This is a genomic window from Bradyrhizobium sp. CCGUVB4N (assembly GCF_024199945.1).
In the GTDB taxonomy this organism is placed as follows: domain Bacteria; phylum Pseudomonadota; class Alphaproteobacteria; order Rhizobiales; family Xanthobacteraceae; genus Bradyrhizobium.
The window spans coordinates 6993204-7011895 of record NZ_JANADP010000001.1; the positions used below are offsets into that span (position 1 = coordinate 6993204).

At 64.9% G+C, this 18692-nt stretch carries 17 protein-coding genes; 7 read left to right on the plus strand and 10 right to left on the minus strand.

The genetic code is table 11. The annotated features are described in order from the left end of the window. Position 1: 1 nt before the first annotated feature. From NLM31_RS32440 to NLM31_RS32450, 3 genes are all read right to left on the minus strand, one after another. On the minus strand, positions 2 to 949 hold the full coding sequence (locus NLM31_RS32440) for a LysM peptidoglycan-binding domain-containing protein (protein WP_254194949.1): 948 nt from the start codon (positions 947 to 949) through the stop codon (positions 2 to 4). Positions 950 to 1472: 523 nt separating this feature from the next. After that, complete coding sequence (locus NLM31_RS32445) at positions 1473 to 1715, minus strand: hypothetical protein (protein ID WP_254194950.1); 243 nt, start codon at positions 1713 to 1715, stop codon at positions 1473 to 1475. 62 nt (positions 1716 to 1777) lie between these two features. Continuing rightward, a complete protein-coding gene (locus tag NLM31_RS32450) occupies positions 1778 to 2641 on the minus strand; it encodes a DUF3313 domain-containing protein (RefSeq protein ID WP_254133354.1) in 864 nt (287 codons plus the stop codon). A 171-nt stretch (positions 2642 to 2812) separates the two neighbouring features. Between NLM31_RS32450 and NLM31_RS32455 the strand changes: the two genes are divergently transcribed. After that, positions 2813 to 3490 carry a TetR/AcrR family transcriptional regulator gene (locus NLM31_RS32455; RefSeq protein ID WP_375167515.1) on the plus strand — a complete coding sequence of 226 codons (678 nt, stop codon included), beginning with the start codon at positions 2813 to 2815 and terminating at the stop codon, positions 3488 to 3490. Positions 3491 to 3592: 102 nt separating this feature from the next. Beyond that, positions 3593 to 3985 (plus strand): PRC-barrel domain-containing protein, encoded by a 393-nt coding sequence (locus NLM31_RS32460; protein WP_254194952.1) that lies wholly within the window; start codon positions 3593 to 3595, stop codon positions 3983 to 3985. A 147-nt stretch (positions 3986 to 4132) separates the two neighbouring features. Here NLM31_RS32460 and NLM31_RS32465 read toward each other — a convergent pair whose 3' ends face one another. Continuing rightward, positions 4133 to 4849 (minus strand): hypothetical protein, encoded by a 717-nt coding sequence (locus NLM31_RS32465; protein WP_254133357.1) that lies wholly within the window; start codon positions 4847 to 4849, stop codon positions 4133 to 4135. Between the two features lie 282 nt (positions 4850 to 5131). Here NLM31_RS32465 and NLM31_RS32470 point away from each other — a divergent pair, with 282 nt between their 5' ends. Together NLM31_RS32470 and NLM31_RS32475 are read left to right on the plus strand one after the other, a co-directional pair. After that, positions 5132 to 6055 (plus strand): ABC transporter ATP-binding protein, encoded by a 924-nt coding sequence (locus NLM31_RS32470; RefSeq protein WP_254133358.1) that lies wholly within the window; start codon positions 5132 to 5134, stop codon positions 6053 to 6055. Then, positions 6052 to 6813, plus strand: a complete 762-nt coding sequence (locus NLM31_RS32475; RefSeq protein ID WP_254133359.1) for an ABC transporter permease — start codon at positions 6052 to 6054, stop codon at positions 6811 to 6813. Before NLM31_RS32470 ends, NLM31_RS32475 begins: the two co-directional genes overlap by 4 nt. 53 nt (positions 6814 to 6866) lie before the next feature. Here NLM31_RS32475 and NLM31_RS32480 read toward each other — a convergent pair whose 3' ends face one another. Next, the gene (locus tag NLM31_RS32480; RefSeq protein WP_254133360.1) at positions 6867 to 7190 is read right to left on the minus strand and encodes a hypothetical protein; all 324 of its coding nucleotides are present in this window, start codon (positions 7188 to 7190) and stop codon (positions 6867 to 6869) included. 359 nt (positions 7191 to 7549) lie between these two features. Between NLM31_RS32480 and NLM31_RS32485 the strand changes: the two genes are divergently transcribed. After that, positions 7550 to 8344: a L,D-transpeptidase gene (locus NLM31_RS32485; RefSeq protein WP_254133361.1), complete on the plus strand. Its 795-nt coding sequence runs from the start codon at positions 7550 to 7552 to the stop codon at positions 8342 to 8344. Between the two features lie 2 nt (positions 8345 to 8346). On the opposite strand, the gene NLM31_RS32490 is transcribed toward NLM31_RS32485, so the two are convergent. Then, positions 8347 to 9609, minus strand: coding sequence for a hypothetical protein (locus tag NLM31_RS32490; RefSeq protein ID WP_254194953.1), 1263 nt, complete (start codon positions 9607 to 9609; stop codon positions 8347 to 8349). A gap of 53 nt (positions 9610 to 9662) precedes the next feature. Then, positions 9663 to 12854 (minus strand): CHAT domain-containing tetratricopeptide repeat protein, encoded by a 3192-nt coding sequence (locus NLM31_RS32495; RefSeq protein WP_254133363.1) that lies wholly within the window; start codon positions 12852 to 12854, stop codon positions 9663 to 9665. A 220-nt stretch (positions 12855 to 13074) separates the two neighbouring features. Here NLM31_RS32495 and NLM31_RS32500 point away from each other — a divergent pair, with 220 nt between their 5' ends. Both NLM31_RS32500 and NLM31_RS32505 read left to right on the plus strand, forming a co-directional pair. Beyond that, a complete protein-coding gene (locus NLM31_RS32500; RefSeq protein ID WP_254133364.1) occupies positions 13075 to 13329 on the plus strand; it encodes an acyl carrier protein in 255 nt (84 codons plus the stop codon). 23 nt (positions 13330 to 13352) lie between these two features. Continuing rightward, positions 13353 to 15053, plus strand: a complete 1701-nt coding sequence (locus NLM31_RS32505) for a fatty acyl-AMP ligase (RefSeq protein WP_254194954.1) — start codon at positions 13353 to 13355, stop codon at positions 15051 to 15053. Positions 15054 to 15059: 6 nt separating this feature from the next. On the opposite strand, the gene NLM31_RS32510 is transcribed toward NLM31_RS32505, so the two are convergent. Genes NLM31_RS32510 through NLM31_RS32520 form a run of 3 tightly spaced genes read right to left on the minus strand, consistent with a single transcriptional unit; the run spans position 15060 to position 18602 of the window. Then, positions 15060 to 16001: a hypothetical protein gene (locus NLM31_RS32510; protein WP_254194955.1), complete on the minus strand. Its 942-nt coding sequence runs from the start codon at positions 15999 to 16001 to the stop codon at positions 15060 to 15062. Positions 16002 to 16038: 37 nt separating this feature from the next. After that, a complete protein-coding gene (locus NLM31_RS32515; protein WP_254194956.1) occupies positions 16039 to 17421 on the minus strand; it encodes an MBOAT family protein in 1383 nt (460 codons plus the stop codon). 38 nt (positions 17422 to 17459) lie between these two features. Then, on the minus strand, positions 17460 to 18602 hold the full coding sequence (locus NLM31_RS32520) for an acyl-CoA desaturase (RefSeq protein ID WP_254194957.1): 1143 nt from the start codon (positions 18600 to 18602) through the stop codon (positions 17460 to 17462). Positions 18603 to 18692 lie beyond the last annotated feature (90 nt).

The following is an 18692-nucleotide window of genomic DNA, read 5'->3' on the forward strand; positions in this document are numbered from 1 at the left end:
GCTACTTCCGCCGTGAAGGTGCCGCCGCCGGCGGCACCACCATTGCGGCCGCGGCGTCCGGCGGCGTCAGATGCCGCGGGACGATGATGGATTGGCCCGGAGTGAGCGTTGCGTTCTCCGGCAGTGAGTTGCTCTGCGCGAGCGACCACAGCGGCACGCGGTTGGCGGCGGCGATGCTCTCCATGGTGTCGCCGCGACGCACCGGCAAACGCACGCCGCTGTCCCACAATTCGACCAGCGAGTCGCCCGGCACGAGATAGCGCAGCGGTACCGAATCGGCCTCGGTCTGCGCCGCCTGGATCCGCGGCAACTGCGTCACCATCTCGACGATCTGGCGGTGAATGTCGTCCGACTTCTCGATGTTGATGTGCGAGACGCGGCTGTTCTGCTTCAGGTCATAGCTCGCATAATGGCCGCGGAAGCCCGGCACCGCGACCACATTGCCGCCGCCGAGCACACTGTCGGAGAGGAAGATGTTGATGAAGCGCTCGACATTGAGCGGCACGTCATCGGTCGCATGGGCGGGATCGATGGTGATGACGAGGCTGATCGGGATGTTCTCCTTGGCCGCCATCTCGGAGATGAGAACCGAGCACAGGCCGCCCATGGAGTGGCCCATCAGCACGATCGGCGCCGGGCTCTCCTTGTAGCTGGCGATGGCGCGATTGCCGATCAGCCGGCACAGAGTGAACTCGTAGACGTCGGCCGAGAAGCCGGCTGCCGTGAGCTTCTCGCTGAGCCGGTCCATGCCGGTCGAGAAGATCGGCCCCATGGCGCCGCGGAACAGGTAGATCTTCGGCGGCGGCAGCGGCTCAGCCGGCGGAGGTGGCGGCGCGACAGCGGGGGCCGCAGCCGGCTTCGACTTGGCGGGCGAGGCTGTGGCCAGACAAGGGTTCAAGGCGAGCAGCGCAAAAGCTGCCAGCACCACAAGTCGCCTTGGATCAATCATCAAGTCCTGCAGTCCCACAACGGAAGGCACAGGCCTCCCCCGCGGCGCTTAGTGACCCCAGATTGGGCGGTTTTTGGGGCACGGAACCGTGGCCACGGCCGACCAGCAATAGCCCTCACTCCGACCATATCAACATCCTGGCCTCACCTAAACGGAGCCAATGGCTCGGCTTCGCACGCCTCGGACAATACCGAACTCTGGATTCCCTTGTACTCGTCATTGTCGAAGAAAACCGAATAAGCAGGCGGTCCGCCCGCCGATGGGCCTGTCTGCCTCAGGCACACGAAATACGATCCGGGCCCATGGTCGCTGTAGCGAACGGCCGATGTCTCGAGGCCTCCGCCCAGCTTGGCCTCCGCGGCTGCTTTCCTCACCCCGTCCTGCACCGCCTTGGCGCCCGGCGCACGCGAGGGATGATAGGCCGGAGGCAGATTCGCGCTCGACGCGCATCCCGCCAGCAACAGCGCCAGGACAGCGGCCAGCGCCCGCGGAGATGCGCGGTGCCGCGTTCGATACTTGCGTGTCATCCCTGGGTCAGGAAGAGATAGAGGCAGCCGGCGACCGTCGGCAGGAACGCAACCAGGGCCGTCATCCAGAAGCCGGGTTCGAGGATCGCGTTCAGATCGTCCGTCTCGCTCGTTGCGCGCCGATCCGCGTTGGTTCTGCTCCACGCTTCATCGGCGGTAAACAGGGGAACGCTCCTCGCCTGCGTTGCACTTTGGCGCAAAGCGCGTTGGGGCGGGCGATGTATTCCAGGTGTCGGCATGTCGTTGACTCGGATCGGTTACAAACAGGTTGAGGTTGGAGGTCGCAAAGAGCGCAGCCACGTCATTGCGTGAGCGTCTGCTCCGGAGACGCCTCGTGCGCGGATGGTGCGGCGGGACTGCTGGCCGGACTTTCCTTGGCGCCTGAATCCGTCCAGCCTGGCGGCAGCCCCAACCCCTGCCCCGCAAGGCCCGTTACGCCTGGAAACCGTCCGAACGCTTCGCACGCGACGTATTTGGGCGCACCGCCGAGTCGCACGCGAATACTGTCCATGGCAGGCAGCGCAGGGACGCCGCCGAACGGAGATTCTCCGGTCGCGACCAGCTTGGCGAAGTCGGCGCCGAAATCGGCGGCGAGATCATATGCATCGCCCTCGTTCGCGACCCGCGGCGAGTTCGTGATGGAATTGGCACCACGCGCCCAGACCATGGCGGCCTTCTCGAATCCTGCAAAGTCGTGCGCTTCCGCCTCGACGGACAGGCTGCCGAGCCCGACCGGAAGCCGCGGCACCGGCACAGGCACGCCGGGAAGCGCGACGGTCTTGGCGATCGCCAGGGCTTTCGATGCGCCCGCGGCAGTCGGATTGGTCGGCGCGGCATGCGTCACCGTCGCCTGCACCGTCAGGTCCGCATCGTCATCGGCGGCCACGATGCGGAAGCGCTCACTCAGGCGCAGACACAGCTCGCGGCTGATCGCGTTTGCGACGAGGCGGCGTTCTTTTTCGTTCAAGGGGACATCGGCGCGCGCCTGGAAGACGGTCGATGCGATCCGGATCGTCTTGGCCGCCAGCACGTCCTTCTTGTTCACGCGGATCTTCGACCGCGTCACCAATCCGTTGGCGTCCGACATCCGGTCGTAGCTCCTGAGCGAGCCGGCCTGCTCGAGCGGCGCGGTCGCGCAGCCCCCGAGAGCCAGCGCGACACTCATCAGGGCCGTCCGTGGCAAGCGCATGGTCCCGTTCCCGCATCGGCGGATTATTAGATAGATCGCTCTAATATTCACTCTCACGCCCCTCGCCACCCGTCAACATAAATAGATGGAACTCTCTAATTTTGATTTTCTCGTGGCAAATCCTCGTGGTAAACGGGGCGAGTGTGAATGGAGATGTCTGGTTTGAGGAAAGTCGATCCCGTCAAGCATGAACTGAAGCGCCAGGAGATCCTCGGCGCGGCGATCCGCTGCTTCATCAGGGACGGCTTCCGCGGCGCCAGCACGACGGACATCTGCACCGAGGCGCGCATCAGTCCCGGCCACCTCTACCACTACTTTCCGAGCAAGGAGGCGATCATCGAAGCGATGATCGATATGGGTCTTGCGCATGCGGCGGAGCGGTTCGAAAGGATTCTCGCGGCCGACGACGTGATCGACGCGCTGCTCGCCGATATCGAGGACAACAGCCTGCGCTTTCGTCCCGCCCAGGCCCTCAATCTGGATGGCCTCGCCGAGGCCGCCCGCAATCCGGATTTCGCAAAGATCATCGAGCGGCACACCGCAGCCGTCCGCCGCATGTGGAGTGATTTCCTGCGCCACGCGCAACAGCAGGGACGGGTGGATCCAGGACTCGATCCGGATGCGACGGCGAACATCCTGATCGCCCTCATCGACGGATCCCGCGCGCTGCCGATCCGCAACCCGAAGCTCGACATCAAGCAGAGCGCGGCGCATCTAAGGACGATGATCGCCCGCTTCCTGAAGCCGCCCGAAGCGCAGGGCATCGCGAGCAAGCCGCGCGGTCAAAAGACCAGCGGTCCGCTCAAGCTGGTCAGGAAGCGATAAGCGAGTTCGCCGGCAACCAGCGACCTCTCGCCCTCGCGTCTGTAGGAACCTTTGCCGCTCCCTCCTGTTGCCACCGCGATCAACTGGTTGAGGAGGACCAAGATGAAGAAGCTCGCTATGGCATGTGCATTTGCAGTTGTTGCTGCGACTGCCGCTCATGCCGCGACGACCACCGTGAAGTCGGCGCCGACGGAAAGCTGGACGGTGACCAACTACTACAAGCAGGCCGTCTACGATCCCAAGGAAAGCAAGATCGGCGACGTCGACGACGTGCTCGTCGACAAGTCCGGCAAGATCACCGGGCTCGTGCTCGGCGTCGGCGGATTCCTGGGTGCCGGCGAAAAGGACGTCATCGTGCCCTTCAGCGCCATCAAGACCGCCAAGAAGAACGACAAATGGTGGCTCACCATCGACGAGACGAAGGACACGCTCAAGGAAGCGCCGGGCTTCAAATACGACAAGGCGAGCACCACCTGGGTGCCCGAGAAGAAGTAATTCGCCGCGATCGACGCCTGGACAGGGCCCGCTGCACCTGCAGCGGGCCCTTTTCACATTCCGACGGCGTGGCGGCCAAGACAATGCCGCCGTCGACAATCAAGTCGACGGCGGCATGATGAAGTCAGCCGTTGCGGGCGAAAGTCTTCAGTTTCTCGCCGGAGCCGTTGCCGCCGCCGAATGCGCGGCCCGCGGCGCGCCGGGTTGGGCGACCGGGCCAGCCGGACCGCGCGAGCGGGCGATCGCGGCGTCGATCTCGGCGATGACGCGGCGCTGGATTGCATCGTTCTTGTCGATGGTGATGTGGCCGACGCCGCTGCCGCGCACGTCGACATTGTCGAGCTTGCCGCGAAGGCCCGCGTCGGCCCGCACCGGCTCGCCAGGACCATCGCCGATATAGATGTTGATGTAGCGCTCGGCGCCGGTCGACAGCTTGGTCTTGAACACGGAGTCGAGCCCGATCGCGAGCTTCACCGGCACACCGAGACGGTTGAGCTTGGCGATCATGTCGGGCAGCGCGGTGGCGCCCGAGGAGTGCCCGACCAGGACGATGGTCTTGAGGCGGCCGGCCTTGTATTCGGTCGCGGCTTCATCGGCGAGCGAGGACCAGGACACGAAGTTCGCGACGGTCACCGGAATGCCCTGCGCCTGCAGCCGTGCGCCGATCGTATCGAGCCCGAGCGAGAAGATGTTGAGCACGCCGCGGAGCAGATAGACATGCGTCGTCGCCGCAGCCTGGCTCGGCGCGGCCCTGGCGGTGGTCGGGCTCATGGCAACAGCTGACAGCAGCAGCAGGCAGGTCGCCCACATGCGGAGAGTGGACAACTGGCTGGCGCCGGCGGTGTGACGGCCGTTCGGTCTCATCGATCTTTTCCCTGGGGACATACGCTTCGCGATTGGCCGGAATCGTAGCCACGGCCTGCTCGCAGACGCAACAAAGAGCCGCGTGAATGGTGATCTTAGCCGCAATCCGTGACCATCGCGCAACACCTGCCCGAAACCTGCCACTTAAGGGCCTGTTTTGAGACCATTTTTCTCCAGGCAATTGCGGCCGGGCAGGGCCATTCCTATTTCGGGGGTCCGCCGGTCTTCCGCCCGCCAGGGTGCGGGTTCCGGCGCATCCCTCCCCACCCCCGACCGGCCCTCATGTCCTCCATCATTTCCGTCGCCAACCTGTCGAAGACCTATGGGTCCGGCTTCAAGGCGCTCAAGAACGTCAATCTCGACATCAAACGCGGCGAGATCTTTGCGCTGCTCGGCCCCAACGGCGCCGGCAAGACCACGCTGATTTCCATCATTTGCGGCATCGCCAACCCCAGCGAGGGCAAGATCAGCGTCGGCGGCGAGGACATCCAGACCTCCTACCGCAAGGCGCGATCGATGATCGGCCTGGTGCCGCAGGAGCTGCACACCGATTCCTTCGAGAGCGTGTGGGCAACGGTGAGCTTCTCCCGCGGCCTGTTCGGCAAGCCGAAGAACCCGGCCCTGGTCGAGAAGATCCTCAAGGATCTGTCGCTCTGGGACAAGAAGGACAACAAGATCATCACGCTCTCCGGCGGCATGAAGCGCCGCGTGATGATCGCGAAAGCGCTGTCGCACGAGCCGCAGATCCTGTTTCTGGACGAGCCGACCGCCGGCGTCGACGTCGAGCTGCGCAAGGGCATGTGGGAGGTGGTCCGCACGCTGCAGCAGTCCGGCGTCACCATCATCCTCACCACGCATTACATCGAGGAAGCCGAGGAGATGGCCGACCGCATCGGCGTGATCAACAAGGGCGAGATCGTGCTGGTCGAGGACAAGGCCACCTTGATGCAGAAGCTCGGCAAGAAACGGCTGACGCTGCATCTGCAGAACAAGATCGCCGCGCTGCCGGAGAGCCTCGCCCATTACGAGCTCGACCTCTGCGACAGCGGCGCGACGCTGGTCTACGATTACGACACCAAGGGCGAGCGCACCGGCATCACCAGCCTGCTCAGCGACCTTCGTACCGCCGGCATCCGTTTCAACGATCTCGACACGACCCAATCGTCGCTCGAGGACATCTTCGTCGACCTCGTGAGGGCGTCATGAATTACCGCGCCGTTCGCGCCATCTATCTGTTCGAAATGGCGCGCACCTGGCGAACGCTGTTTCAAAGCATCGTCTCGCCCGTCGTTTCGACCTCGCTCTATTTCGTGGTGTTTGGCGCTGCGATCGGCTCGCGCATCAGCGATGTCGAGGGCGTCAGCTACGGCACCTTCATCGTGCCGGGCCTGATCATGCTCTCGGTGCTGACACAGAGCATCAGCAACGCCTCGTTCGGCATCTACTTCCCGAAATTCGTCGGCACGATCTACGAGATCCTGTCGGCGCCGATCTCCTATTTCGAGATCGTGCTCGGCTATGTCGGCGCCGCCGCGACCAAGTCGATCATCCTCGGCCTGATCATTCTCGCCACCGCCGGGCTGTTCGTGCCGCTGCACATCCATCACCCGATCTGGATGCTGACCTTCCTGGTGCTGACGGCGGTGGCCTTCAGCCTGTTCGGCTTCATTATCGGCATCTGGGCCGACGGCTTCGAAAAGCTCCAGATGATCCCGATGCTGGTGGTGACGCCGCTGACCTTCCTGGGCGGAAGCTTCTACTCCGTCAACATGCTGCCGCCGACGTGGCACACGGTGGCGCTGCTCAATCCGGTGGTCTATCTGATCTCCGGCTTCCGCTGGAGCTTCTACGAGATCGCCGATGTCAGCGTCGCCGTCAGCTTCAGCATGACGCTGGCGTTCCTGGCGATCTGCCTCGCCGTGATCTGGTGGATCTTCCGGACCGGTTATCGGCTGAAGAACTGACTGTCATTCCGGTGCGCGACGAAGTCGCGAGCCCGGAATGACGGGCGGTGGACTTACCGATAACAGCGGAAGTGGTGATAGCCGTCGTAGTAGCCGCGGCAATGGCGGTGGCCGTGGTAGGGAATGCCCAGAATACCATCGACGGCGCCCACAGCGCCGCCGACACCGGCACCGACGACACCTCCGACCGCACCGCCCACGGGACCGGCAATCCGGTTGCCTTCATAGGAGCCTTCCTGGGCGCCACGCACGATGCCCTGGGCGTGGCCGGCTTGCGGCGCGCAAGCCAGCGCAAGAAGGACAGCGGCGCCCGCGAAAAACAGGCGAACGGGTAGACCCGCCGGCAACTGCGCGGCGGCGATACGAGCTTTGTTCATCTTGAGTCCCCGGGAGTAGACGGCGGCGACAGCCGCCAATTGGTAGGCCGTGTTCAACGCCCGAAGCGGCCAAATGGTTGCGTCTTTGTGACGAATTGTCGGCGTTGTGAACGCAGCTCCCGCTCGCGAAAATGTCAGCATCGTCAGAGCCGGCGCGGCACAAAGCGGCCTTGCTTACGCCCGGCATCACGTTAACGATGGGTGAGCAGCCCGCTGGAACGAAAGCCGGATTGCAGGCATAGTGCGAGCCGGGGACGGAGAGCCGCGGTGTTATTGTTTGAGCATGATCTTTTCGGAAAACCGCTACACACTTTTCCGGATCATGCTCTAGCGCGAACAGGCCGGAGGCCAGATTTCAGATGCGTTCCTTTTTCGTTGCGTTCACGTCCCTGATGCTTTTGAGCGCGGGCACCGCGCAGGCCAAGGTCGACATTACCGTCGACAAGAACAATCAGCAGATGACCGTCGTGGTCGACGGCGTCACCCGCTACCACTGGCCGGTGTCGACCGGCATCCCCTCGCGCGAGACGCCGGCCGGCTCGTTCCGTGCCTTCCGCATGGAAGAGGATCACTATTCCAAGGAATTCGACGACGCGCCGATGCCGCACTCGATCTTCTTCACCAAGGTCGGGCATGCCATTCACGGCACCGACTCGGTCGGACGATTGGGTACGCCCGCCTCGCATGGCTGCGTGCGGCTGTCGCGCCAGAACGCCTCGACCCTCTACGCGCTGGTGCAGGAGCAGGGCGTGCTCAACACCACGGTGACGCTGACGGGCTCGGCGCAGGTGGCGCTGGCCCGCAACCCGCGCGGCCGGACCAACAATGCGGTGGCCCGCGCCGAGCAGCCGGCTGAGGAGCAGTATGCGACGACAGGCGATCCCGTGAATCTGGCGCCGCCGATGCAGCCCCCTCGCCGCTACATGCCGCAGGACGACAACTACATCTATCCCGCCGACGGCAGCGACACCGGCGCTCGTTACCCGGCGCCGCGTCCGATTGCCCGCCCTCCTGGCGCGCAGGTCTACCAGCAGCTGCCGCAACCGCAGCCGAGCTACGGCTCCGATCCGGTGCAGGCCCATCAGGGTTACTACTATCAGCAGCAACAGCCGCGCCAGTATTATCAGCCGCGCAATTATTATTATCAAAACTGAGGTTATCTGAACGCGGCGTCGCCGCGTTCGACAATCTTCCGCGCAGCATCGACGAAGGCGCGGGCAACCGGCTCGAGGATCTCGGGCCCGGTTGCCGTGAGATCGTCTGCCGGCGTGTGGAAGGTCTGATGGCGACCGGCCATGCCGAGGAAATTGGCGTAGCCCGCCGCATGCACGTCGCGCAGCTCGCCGACCGCCTGCTTCTCCGTCACCAGACGTTTTGCCGCGACCGCGGCGAAGACCTCATCGGTCAGCGCGACGGCTGACTTGCTCAGCACGAGATAGTGCTCCTCCTCGGGCCGGCTGATCCGCGCGCCTTCCGCAAAGGCGTAGCACGCGTTCGACGAGCCGAAGTGGATCCAGGCCAGCGTGTCCTTTGGCGCGGGCGCGCCGTCTTTCAGAAACAACTCCATCCCGCCATGGCCGATCTCGTGGCCGGCGGTCGCAATGAAGACGAAATGCGCCGGCCATTTCTCCGCAGCCGCCGTGCGCGCCAGCGCGAGAAAATTGGCGATGCCGGGACCACGTTCGCAGACGCAGCTGTACCAGCCGGTCATCGGCGTGGAGACGACGATGGTCGGTCCGCGGCCAATGCCGATCTCGGCGATGACGTTGCGGCCGGAGACGTTGTGATCGTAGTGCCCGGCAAGGTCGAATGTGACCGGAGCGCCTGACGCGAGCGCACGCTCGAACGGATCGCGGGCCTTGGCGCCGACCACCATCACCGGTACCGGCCAGGGTGCGTCCTCCTGCGTGACGTTGTAGGCGAAACGGTCGTCCGCGGGATTGCCGATCGTCAGCAGGATGGCGGCGGGTTTCCTCGCCGTGGCCTCAGCGATCGCCGCGCGATGCGCGGGACCGAGATAGGCTCCGCGATCGAATGGCAGATCGACCCAGAGAATCTTGCCGGCAACGTCGCCCTCTCGGGCGAGCGGCGCGGAGAGATGAAAGCTGGCCTTATCCTCGGGCGGCCACCAGAACGGCGTTACCTCGACGCGCGTGCCGGCCGCTTCCGCACTCGCGCGCTCCACGACGTATTGCCGGCCAAGCACGACGGGTTGGAACTTGATGGCGAAGCCGGCCTCGGACAGCTCGCCCGCGACCCAGTCAGCGGTCGCGCGATCGCCGGGCGAGCCGAAGCGGTGCAGGCCGAACGAGGCGTAGCGCGCGACATCGGCATACAGGCTCGCGCCCGATAACACGTCCTTGGCGGCTGCCTGTCCAACCATCAGAGCCGCCATCGTTGCCATGAGGATGAGCCGCATGTGAATCGCTCCCGGTCTTTTTGCAAACCAGTTTCGCCTCTTCGCGGCCGTCGTCAACCGCCCTCGCCGACCAGCACGAATGGTGCCCACACCGCCGGATCGGCGTTACGCGGTGACGACCGATCGGCAATCAGCTCTTTCATCGAGCGCCGCAACGCTTCGGCGCGGCCGATGCCGGGATGCGCGCTGAGCTCCGAGAAGGCGCCCGTGGTCAGGCGCACCGCCGCATCGGAATCGACCGGCCAGTGCGAGACCAGCAGCGCGCGAGCGCCGGCATAGAAGAACGCGCGCGCGAGGCCTGACAGGCCCTCTGCACCCGGCTGGTCGCCCGCGGCCGTATTGCAGGCCGACAGCACCGCCCAATCGGCATCGAGCTTGAGTTTTGCGATGCGGCTCGCCGTGAGCAGACCATCATCGTCACTGGTCGGCCTGTCCGGCAGTGTCAGCACCAGCGCCGGCTCGCTGAGACCGTTGACTTCGCCCGCGACAAGCCCGTGCGTGGCGAAATCGACGACGCGGTACTGATCGAGCGCGAGCTGATTGACGCTGGTGACGGTCGCGGCCGCACCGAGCTTGACATCGTCCTGCGGCGAGGCACCGAGCGCCTTCGCCACGGCCCGGAGCTCGCCCGCTGTTTCCGGCAGCGCCGGCAATCCGGTGCGCAGGCGCTCGAGATCGACCGCGGAACCCTCATAGTAGTTCTGGTAGGGCTGCACATTGCGCCCTGGCCGCTTGTCGCCGGGCGAGCGCTGCAAGATCGGATCGCCGAAACCGATGAACGGCTTTTGCGCCCGCGAGTCCCTGGCCAGGCTGCGCAGCGCGCGCAGGCTCGGCACCGAGGGCAACACGGTGATGGCGCGCTCGTTGAGCAGCCACGCTGCCTGCCGGTAGCGATCCGGGGACGCTCCATCCGGCTTCTTCGTCACCAGCACCTGAAACGGCAGGCTGGTCAGCGCACCCGCGGGGACGATCAGCAGTTTGGGCTTACCGGCGATATCCGCCGCGATCGGGCCGAACAATCCACTGTAGAGTTCGAAGGACGCATCGAGGTCGAACGCGGATTGGACCGCCTCGGGATCGCTGAGCCCCTGCCGCAGATGAGCGACGCGGTCGCTGATCTTGCGGCTATCGAGCGCGATCTGGCGCAGCGCGCTGGCCTCGCGTGTGACCGCGAAAGCATAGGTCTTGTCACTGAGCGTGATGAACGCCACCAGCGCTTCATCGGGTTTCAACAGGCCCTGCGTTTGCGCGATCGGCAGCGGCTGCGGATTGGACAGTTCGGCATAGGCCGGAAAGCTGCGGTCGAGCTGCGCCGTGACGTCGTCGAGCGACTTCTGCGCTTGCGATGCTTGCGCGCGCAAATTTGCGAGCAAGGTGTCGTTGCGTTTTCCGTCCGCCTGCGCAAGCTCGGATGTCACCCGCCTGCTGAGCGTATCGAGGCTCGCCTTCAGATCTTGCTGCCGCCGGACTAGGCCCGCGATCGCATCGTTGCCGGCGCCAAATCGGGCTGCCATCTGCGACAACGCTGCGCCCGCTTTGGTCTCATGCGCGCGCTGCGCGGCGCCGAAAGCCTCATCCTTGGCCATAGCATCCGGCTTACCGTCGGAGACGCGCCAGATCCCCTCGATCAGCCAGGGATCGATGTCGGTGAAACGGGTGAACTGCGCATTGCGCTCTGCGTTGAGCGTCGCCGCGGCGAGCCGCAGCTTCGCAAGGCTCTCCGGCCACTTGCCCTCGCGTCGATCGACGTCAGCCAGATTGATCAGCGTCGCGATCGTGTCCTGATGATGAGACCCGAGCTTGTCCTGCGCGATCGCAAGCGCCCGCTCGAGCCGGCTGCGCGCCTCGGCCAACTGACCGGTTTTGAGGTCCAGCAGCGCGACGGCGCGCAGATCCTTGATCAGCTGCGGGTGAGTCGCGCCAAGCGCGCGCTCGTCGATCTCGAGACAACGCACCAGATACGGCCGGGCTTCGTCCGTCTTGCCGGCGTCCATCAAGGCCTGTCCGAGTGAGCCGGCCGCAAGCGCGCTTGGGCCGCTGCCCTCGCCGAACTTGCGCTCCATCACCGCAAGCGAGCGGCGGTAGAGGCCGAGCGCCTGGTCGCTGCGCCCGAGGCTCGCATAGCTGTTGGCGAGATTGTTGAGGGCGCGCCCGACATCGGGGCTGTCCGCGCCAAAGGCCTTCTCGTCGATCGCGAGCACGCGCTCCTGCAGACCCGCGGCGGCCTCGTGCTTGCCCTGCGCCGAGTAGACGTTGGCGAGATTGTTCAGCCCGATCGCCGTGGTCGGATGGTTCGCCCCGTAGATCCGCTCATAGACCTGAAGCGTCTGCTGGTAGAGCTTCTCGGCCTCCACGTAGCGGGCCTCGTGCTCCAGCACGGTCGCGAGATTGCCCATGGTGGCCGCGACATTGGGATGCGCGTCGCCGCTACGCGTCCGCGTGATCGCCAGCGCGCGCCGCATCGTGGCTTCGGCGTCGGACAAGCGCCCCGCATCGAGATAGAGGTTGCCGAGGTCGTTGAGCATCTTGTCGTAGTTCGGTGCAGCCTCGGCATTGCCGCCGAAACTGCGATCGAGCAACGCGATCCCCTGCTGCAGCAGGCGTTCGCTGTCGTCGAAGCGGCCCTGCAGGCCGTAGGTGTCGCCGAGATTGTCCATGGCGGACGCAATATCGACGGGAGGCGCATTGGCGGCCTGCAGGCCGGTCAGCGCGCGTTCGAAGTAACCGGCAGCCTCCCTGTAGTTCTCCTTGTCGCGCGCCAGTCCGCCGAGCGCGGCCAGCGTATCCGACAAGCGGACGTCATTGGCGCCGAAGGCGCTGGTGCCGAGCGCCAGCGCCCGTTCGGCCACCGTCGTCGCCTCCGCACGCCGGTCGAGCATGCCAAGCGAACCCACCAGAATGTTGGAGGTGCGCAGCGTCGAGGCGACATCGTTGTTGCGAAGCTTGATGGCGAGCGCGGCGTTGAGCTTGTCGGCGGCTTCGCCGAAGCGGCCGAGATTGTGCAGGAACATGCCCTCGTTGTGCAGCACGCCGGCATAGTTCATGTTGTCGGCGCCCTGCCGGCGGCGCACCAGGTTTTCGAGCTTCTGGGCGGCCGCCAGCCCCTCGGCCCAATGCCCGCCCTGCGTCGCGGCATTCATCTGCGCCAGCAGCGAATCAAAATCATTGCCGCGCTGGGCGGTGGCCGGCTTCGATACGGTCAGGGCCGCGAGAAAAAGGGCGGCGAACAAGCGGGCGCGGCTCATGCGAAAATCCCGTCACGCGCGTCAAACTGCAATTTTGGAAAGATAGGGGCGGTCGCCGCCCCTGTCGACCGCGGGAAATCGCGCCCGCTTGTGCACGAAATGAGCATCCGGCGACGCAGGAAAGCAACAGTCCCCAACCTTCAACGGCTGCGGCGTTTGGGCCAAATTGACAACCTTGAGGTCGCCCGTATTGTCGTTCTGAGTATTTCTGGGAAATGACATGACACGCGAGCAGATTTCGGATTTCTGCGTTATTGCGCTAGCCAATATCCTGAGAATCTCCAGGGACCGCGTCGACACCGGCACGAAATTCAGCCGGCTCGGCATCGATTCGGCGATGCTCGTCTACCTCATGATGGAACTCGAGGAGAAGCTCGACCTCGAACTGTCGACGGACGACTTCTACGACCACCCTACGGTTGAGGCGCTGTCGCGATTTCTCGCCGACAAGCGCGCGCTCCGCTCCGCCGCCTGAGGGCGGCTGAAGCCGGCGCCCCCGTGGACAACCACCGCTCGCTCGTGGCGCTCCTGGCCCGGCGCGCGGCGGAGCAGGCTGACGATCGCGCCTATGTCTTCGTCTCCGATCGCGGGACGGAGGAAGCCTCCCTCACCTTCCGCCAATTGCATGATGCCGCGCGCGCCCTCGCCGCGCGCCTGACCGCGACCGCCCAGCCCGGAGACCGTGCAATCCTGGTGTTTCCGCCGGGCATCGAATTCATGGTGGCGTTCTTCGGCTGCCTGATCGCCGGCGTGATCGCCGTCCCGATGATGATGCCGCGGCGGAACAGCGCCCGCGATGCCAGCGCCGCGATCCTCGCCAATTGCACGCCGGCGCTCGCGCTGACCACTTCGGCCTTCGCCCTGCGCGGCGATCTGCGGGAACGCTTTGCGCAGGAGAACATCCGGTGGATCGAAGTCGATCTCACCGAAGCGGCCGACGCCACGGTCGAGCAGCAAGAGCCTACTCCCGACGACATCGCGTTCCTGCAATACACCTCCGGCTCGACCTCCGAGCCGAAAGGCGTGATGGTCAGCCACGCCAATCTGCTCGCCAATCTCGAGATGATCCGGATTGCGCTCGGCAACACCAGGCAATCGACCTATGTCAACTGGGTGCCGCTCTATCACGACATGGGGCTGATCCTGAACGCGTTGCAGGCGCTCTATGTCGGCGCGACCTGCGTGCTGATGGCGCCGAACGCGTTCATGCAGCGGCCACTCGGCTGGTTGCGCGCGATCTCGCATTATCGTGCGGAGGTCGCCTGCGGCCCCAATTTCGGCTTCGACCTCTGCGTCAGCCGCTATCGCGCCGACCAGATGGAGGGCGTGGACCTGTCCTCGCTCAGGATCGCGCTCAACGGCGCCGAGCCGGTGCGCGCCGACACCATCGCGCGCTTCATCGAAACCTTTGCGCCGCACGGCTTCGACGCGCGCGCGATGTATCCCGCCTATGGCATGGCGGAGGCGACGCTCCTGATTTCCGGCGGAACGCGCGGCGGTCGCCACGTCGCACGCCATGTCAGCCGCGCCGCGCTTCAGGCGCATGTGGCCAAGCCGCCTGCCGATCCGGGCGACGCGCAACTCGTCGTCGGTTGCGGCCGCGCGCTGACCGGCGAGCAGATCGCCATTGTCGACCCCGAACACCGTGTGCGGCTCCCGGCCGACCATATCGGTGAAATCTGGGTCAGCGGCGCCAATGTCGCCCGCGCCTATTGGCGCAACGATGCGGCGACGCGCGAAGAGCTCAATGCGGAGATCGCGGGCGAGGATGGTCGATGGCTCCGCACCGGCGATCTCGGCTTCCTCGATCATGCGGGCGAATTGTTCGTCACCGGCCGGATCAAGGATCTCATCATCATCCGCGGCATCAATCACTATCCGCAGGACATCGAGCGCACGGTGCAGTCGCAGGACGGCGCCTTGCGCGAGAACTGCGGCGCGGCCTTTTCGGTGCCGGACGAACATGGCGAGGAAAGTCTCGTCATCGTCCAGGAGGTCGAGCGCACCGCCCGTCACACCATCGACACCGCCGAGATCAAGGGGCAGATTCGCGAGGCCATCGCCGACAGCCACGAGATCTCCGCGCGACACATCGCGCTGATCCGTCCCGGCGCGTTGCCAAAAACCACCAGCGGCAAGATCCAGCGCAAGCTTGCGCGCAGACTCTGGCTCGACGGCGGGTTCGAGGAAGTCGGCTGAGCCGGCTCAGAAATCGATCTTCGCGCTCTCGCCATCGCGCAGGCTCGCGATAATGCCTTGCTCGATCCTGCGCGCGAGTTTCGGGCGATAGTGGATGAAATCCACGAAGTTATCGCGGTCGCGGGTCAGCGCGTTGTCGACGCGATAGCTGATGAAATTGCTGCGCGCGCGCCCTGCAATGACGGCTTTCAGCGCGGCATCGCAAGCGCCGCGCTCCAGCGCCAAATCCGTGCCTGATATCGGCACGGTGGCCGCGAAAGTCGGCGGCACGATGATGACGATGGGTACGTCGGCCTGCAGCTTCCGGACGACGTCCTGCAGGGCGCTGATCTCGGGAAACGCCGCTCGCGCCGAGACAGCAGGTACAGGGTCTCGCGGCGCGTTAGCCTCCTTGAATTGGCCGGGCGGCCAGATGTCCTCATAGCTGACAAAGCCGTCCGGATTCATCCGCTGCCGCCAGCCGAGGCCGATCCCGAGCCGCTGAAAGGCCTGCTCGATCGCCTGCCAGGAGATCAGCCGCACCGCGTAGGTGACGACACTCGTGTCGTAGAGCCAATAGGGAAACGGAGCACCCTCCTCTTTCGGCCGCGCATGCACACACCAGCCGGGGTCGGCAGCAATCACCAGCGCGCCAACCTGCTTGTGATTGCGCAGGAAGAAGTCGAGCACTGCGAGCTGCTCGCGCGGAGCCGAGCCGGTGGTGTAGAGCTGCACGAAGCGCAGGCTTGTTGCGCGGGACAATGCCTCAGGCTCGATCATCTGCGCCGTCGAGTTGCCGAGGATGGCGGCGTTGAAATTCGGGTCTCTGGCGCGGCTCGCAGCCGTGATCTGGGTGAGACGATTGTCGACGCCGTCGATGCCCAGCAGGCCGAGCTTGCCGCTGTCATAGGGATCGACGACGACCATCAGCGCCAGCACCAGCATGGCCGCGCCGATCAGCGTGCCCATGCAGGCAGCAAGGCTCCTCCCCCAGCGGGGATCGGTGTCAGAACTTGAAGTAGACGAATTCATGGAGATCCCGACCACCCATGTGGAGCAGCAACGCGAAAAGACTGAGACCGAGAACGCCCGCAAGGACAGGACTCGGACGGCGCGTGAAGACCGCGACGATGTCCTGGCTCGCCGGCAACAGGAAGGCGAACAACGGCGCCACGATCAGCGGCCAGAGGTGCTGCCCGCGCGCGAGCGGCAGCGGCTGGGCGAGCCCGGCGAAGACATGCCAGGCGGCCTCGACCGAGCCGGCGCGAAAGATCACGCCGGTCGCCAGCACAAACAGCACGGTGAGCGCCCAGCCGAGCCATGATGGAAAGTGTGGACCATAGCGCCGCCAGAGTGAACAAACGACCTGCGCAACACCGTGCAGCACGCCCCACAGCACAAAAGCCCAGCTCGCGCCATGCCACAAGCCGCACAACGCCATGGTGATCAGCATTGCGCCGAAGAACTGCACCGGCAGAAAGCGCCGCGGCAGGATGCGCAGATTGACCAGTGGATAGAACACGTAATCGCGCAGGAACAACATCAGCGTGATGTGCCAACGCTGCCAGAAATCCTGGATGTTGGTCGAGCGCAGCGGCGCATTGAAATTATACGGCAGTTGCACGCCGAACAGCAGCCCAAGGCCGATCGCGATGTCGGAATAGCCGGAGAAGTCGAACAGGATCTGGAACGAGAAGCAGAAAGCGAGCCAGGCATCGCCGCTTGCAAGTGGACCGCTCGCTGCCTGCGTATAGATCGGATCGAGCAGATGCGCGATGCTGTCGGCGATCACGACCTTCTGGAACAGGCCGATCGCGATGAAGCAGATTGCGATGCAGAACTGACGCTGCCAGCCCGGCACATAGACCTGTCTGCCGAACTGATGCATCACCTCCGACCAGCGCGCCAGCGGGCCGGCGATCGCCTGCGGAAAGAAGGCGATGTAGAGCGCATAGCGATCGAGCGCGTAGAGCGGCGCCTTGCCGCGCTTGAGATCGACCAGATACATGATGTGGTGGAAGGTGAAGAAAGAGATGCCGAGCGGCAACCCGATGTCGAGCATCGGCAACGTGGCGCCCAGCACATGTCCGAGATTGGCGAGGATGAAGTTGGCGTATTTGAACAGCGCCAGCACGCCGATATCGAGCGCGATGACAAGCGTCAGCACCAGCTTCCACTTCACCCGACCATAGGCGACCGAAGCGAGCCAGTTGATGACGATCGAGGCGACCAGGAGCAGGATGAAGGACGGACTGCCCCAGGCGTAGAAGGCCAGCGACAACGCCACCTGCGCGCCGATACGCAGATGCGGGTAGGGATCGACCAGGCGGTAGATCAGCAATGCCGCCGGCAGGAAGACCAGGAGGAAGGGGTAGTCGTTGAACAGCATCGGTTCAGCGCTGCGCCGTCATCGCCGGATGCCGATCCTTAGCCCGTTTCCAGATCGGGCTCTGCATCGCCCGGCTGCCGCAGCATGCGCCGGGCGATCTTCTCCTCGCTCGGCACCTTGACGTCCCAGGCGAGCCCGAGCGCCTCCAGCGCGCGGATAAAGATGAAGCCGGGATCGAACTCGAACCAGCGCAGCCCGAACGCCGCCGAATACGGGAAGGCGTGATGGTTGTTGTGCCAGCCCTCGCCCCAGGCGAGCCACGCCATCACCCCGAGATTGCGGCTGTTGTCGTCGCGGGTGACGAAGGGCTGCGCGCCGAACGTGTGCATGATGGAGTTGATGGCGGACATGGTCTGCTCGACCACCAACATGCGCACCACGCCGCCCCACAGCAGGCCCGTCAGCGCGCCCCACGGGCTCATTGTGGCCAAGCCACCGATCGCGGCCGGGAGCAGCAGGCCGAGCGCGACCCAGCTGTGATAGTAGCTGTTGACCGCGACCAGGGTGCGGTTGGCCATCAGATCCGGCACGTAAAGGGCGACGTTGGGATAGTCGTGCGCGATCATCCAGGTCAGATGCGCGTGCAGGAAGCCGCGCAGGCGACCGAGCAGACCGTCGCCATGCAGACGCGGCGAATGCAGATCGCCGTCGTGGTCGGACAGTTCGTGGTGCCGGCGATGCATCGCCGCCCAGGACAGCATCGGGCCGCGGCCCGCCATCGATCCCATTACGATCAGGATCGCGCTCATCGCGGTCGAGGTGGCAAAGGCGCGGTGGGTGAAGAGGCGGTGATAGCCCACGGTCAGCCCAAGCCCGGTGATCAGCCAGAAACCGAAGAACAGGCTGAGCTCAACGACGCCGATCGGACGGTAGAACAGGAGGCCCAGCGCAACCAAGGTGCCGACAAAGGGCAAAACGTCGAAAATGATGAAATGCCGCCGCTGCATCTTGTGAAAATGCCGGCTGCGAATGATGCGGTGATCGCGTTTCTGTTGCACGGGCGGGATTCCAAAGGCGCCAAGACTACATACAAGCCGGGCGATCGCAACCCAAGCCGCCGCCCGAGGTTTCAACAGGTCCCGCCCGCGGGGCTGCGGCGCCAGGTCACGCCCAAAAGCGGTCGATTCCCTCACTTTTGCGAGAGAATCAGCCGCTTCAGCCACCCCGGCGGGGCCGGTCATCCAGCTGTAAAAAGCCCGCAATACCGTCCGCCCATTCGTTGAGCATGGACACCCGGCGGGGCGCTGCGCCCGGCATCGCGGCAGGCGCAG

Bases quoted from the DNA above. Each gene is read 5' to 3' on its own strand.
- NLM31_RS32440 (WP_254194949.1), bottom strand. From the start codon at position 949: ATGATTGATCCAAGGCGACTTGTGGTGCTGGCAGCTTTTGCGCTGCTC.
- NLM31_RS32445 (WP_254194950.1), bottom strand. From the start codon at position 1,715: ATGCCGACACCTGGAATACATCGCCCGCCCCAACGCGCTTTGCGCCAA.
- NLM31_RS32450 (WP_254133354.1), bottom strand. From the start codon at position 2,641: ATGAGTGTCGCGCTGGCTCTCGGGGGCTGCGCGACCGCGCCGCTCGAG.
- NLM31_RS32455 (WP_375167515.1), top strand. From the start codon at position 2,813: ATGGAGATGTCTGGTTTGAGGAAAGTCGATCCCGTCAAGCATGAACTG.
- NLM31_RS32460 (WP_254194952.1), top strand. From the start codon at position 3,593: ATGAAGAAGCTCGCTATGGCATGTGCATTTGCAGTTGTTGCTGCGACT.
- NLM31_RS32465 (WP_254133357.1), bottom strand. From the start codon at position 4,849: ATGAGACCGAACGGCCGTCACACCGCCGGCGCCAGCCAGTTGTCCACT.
- NLM31_RS32470 (WP_254133358.1), top strand. From the start codon at position 5,132: ATGTCCTCCATCATTTCCGTCGCCAACCTGTCGAAGACCTATGGGTCC.
- NLM31_RS32475 (WP_254133359.1), top strand. From the start codon at position 6,052: ATGAATTACCGCGCCGTTCGCGCCATCTATCTGTTCGAAATGGCGCGC.
- NLM31_RS32480 (WP_254133360.1), bottom strand. From the start codon at position 7,190: ATGAACAAAGCTCGTATCGCCGCCGCGCAGTTGCCGGCGGGTCTACCC.
- NLM31_RS32485 (WP_254133361.1), top strand. From the start codon at position 7,550: ATGCGTTCCTTTTTCGTTGCGTTCACGTCCCTGATGCTTTTGAGCGCG.
- NLM31_RS32490 (WP_254194953.1), bottom strand. From the start codon at position 9,609: ATGCGGCTCATCCTCATGGCAACGATGGCGGCTCTGATGGTTGGACAG.
- NLM31_RS32495 (WP_254133363.1), bottom strand. From the start codon at position 12,854: ATGAGCCGCGCCCGCTTGTTCGCCGCCCTTTTTCTCGCGGCCCTGACC.
- NLM31_RS32500 (WP_254133364.1), top strand. From the start codon at position 13,075: ATGACACGCGAGCAGATTTCGGATTTCTGCGTTATTGCGCTAGCCAAT.
- NLM31_RS32510 (WP_254194955.1), bottom strand. From the start codon at position 16,001: ATGGGCACGCTGATCGGCGCGGCCATGCTGGTGCTGGCGCTGATGGTC.
- NLM31_RS32515 (WP_254194956.1), bottom strand. From the start codon at position 17,421: ATGCTGTTCAACGACTACCCCTTCCTCCTGGTCTTCCTGCCGGCGGCA.
- NLM31_RS32520 (WP_254194957.1), bottom strand. From the start codon at position 18,602: ATGACCGGCCCCGCCGGGGTGGCTGAAGCGGCTGATTCTCTCGCAAAA.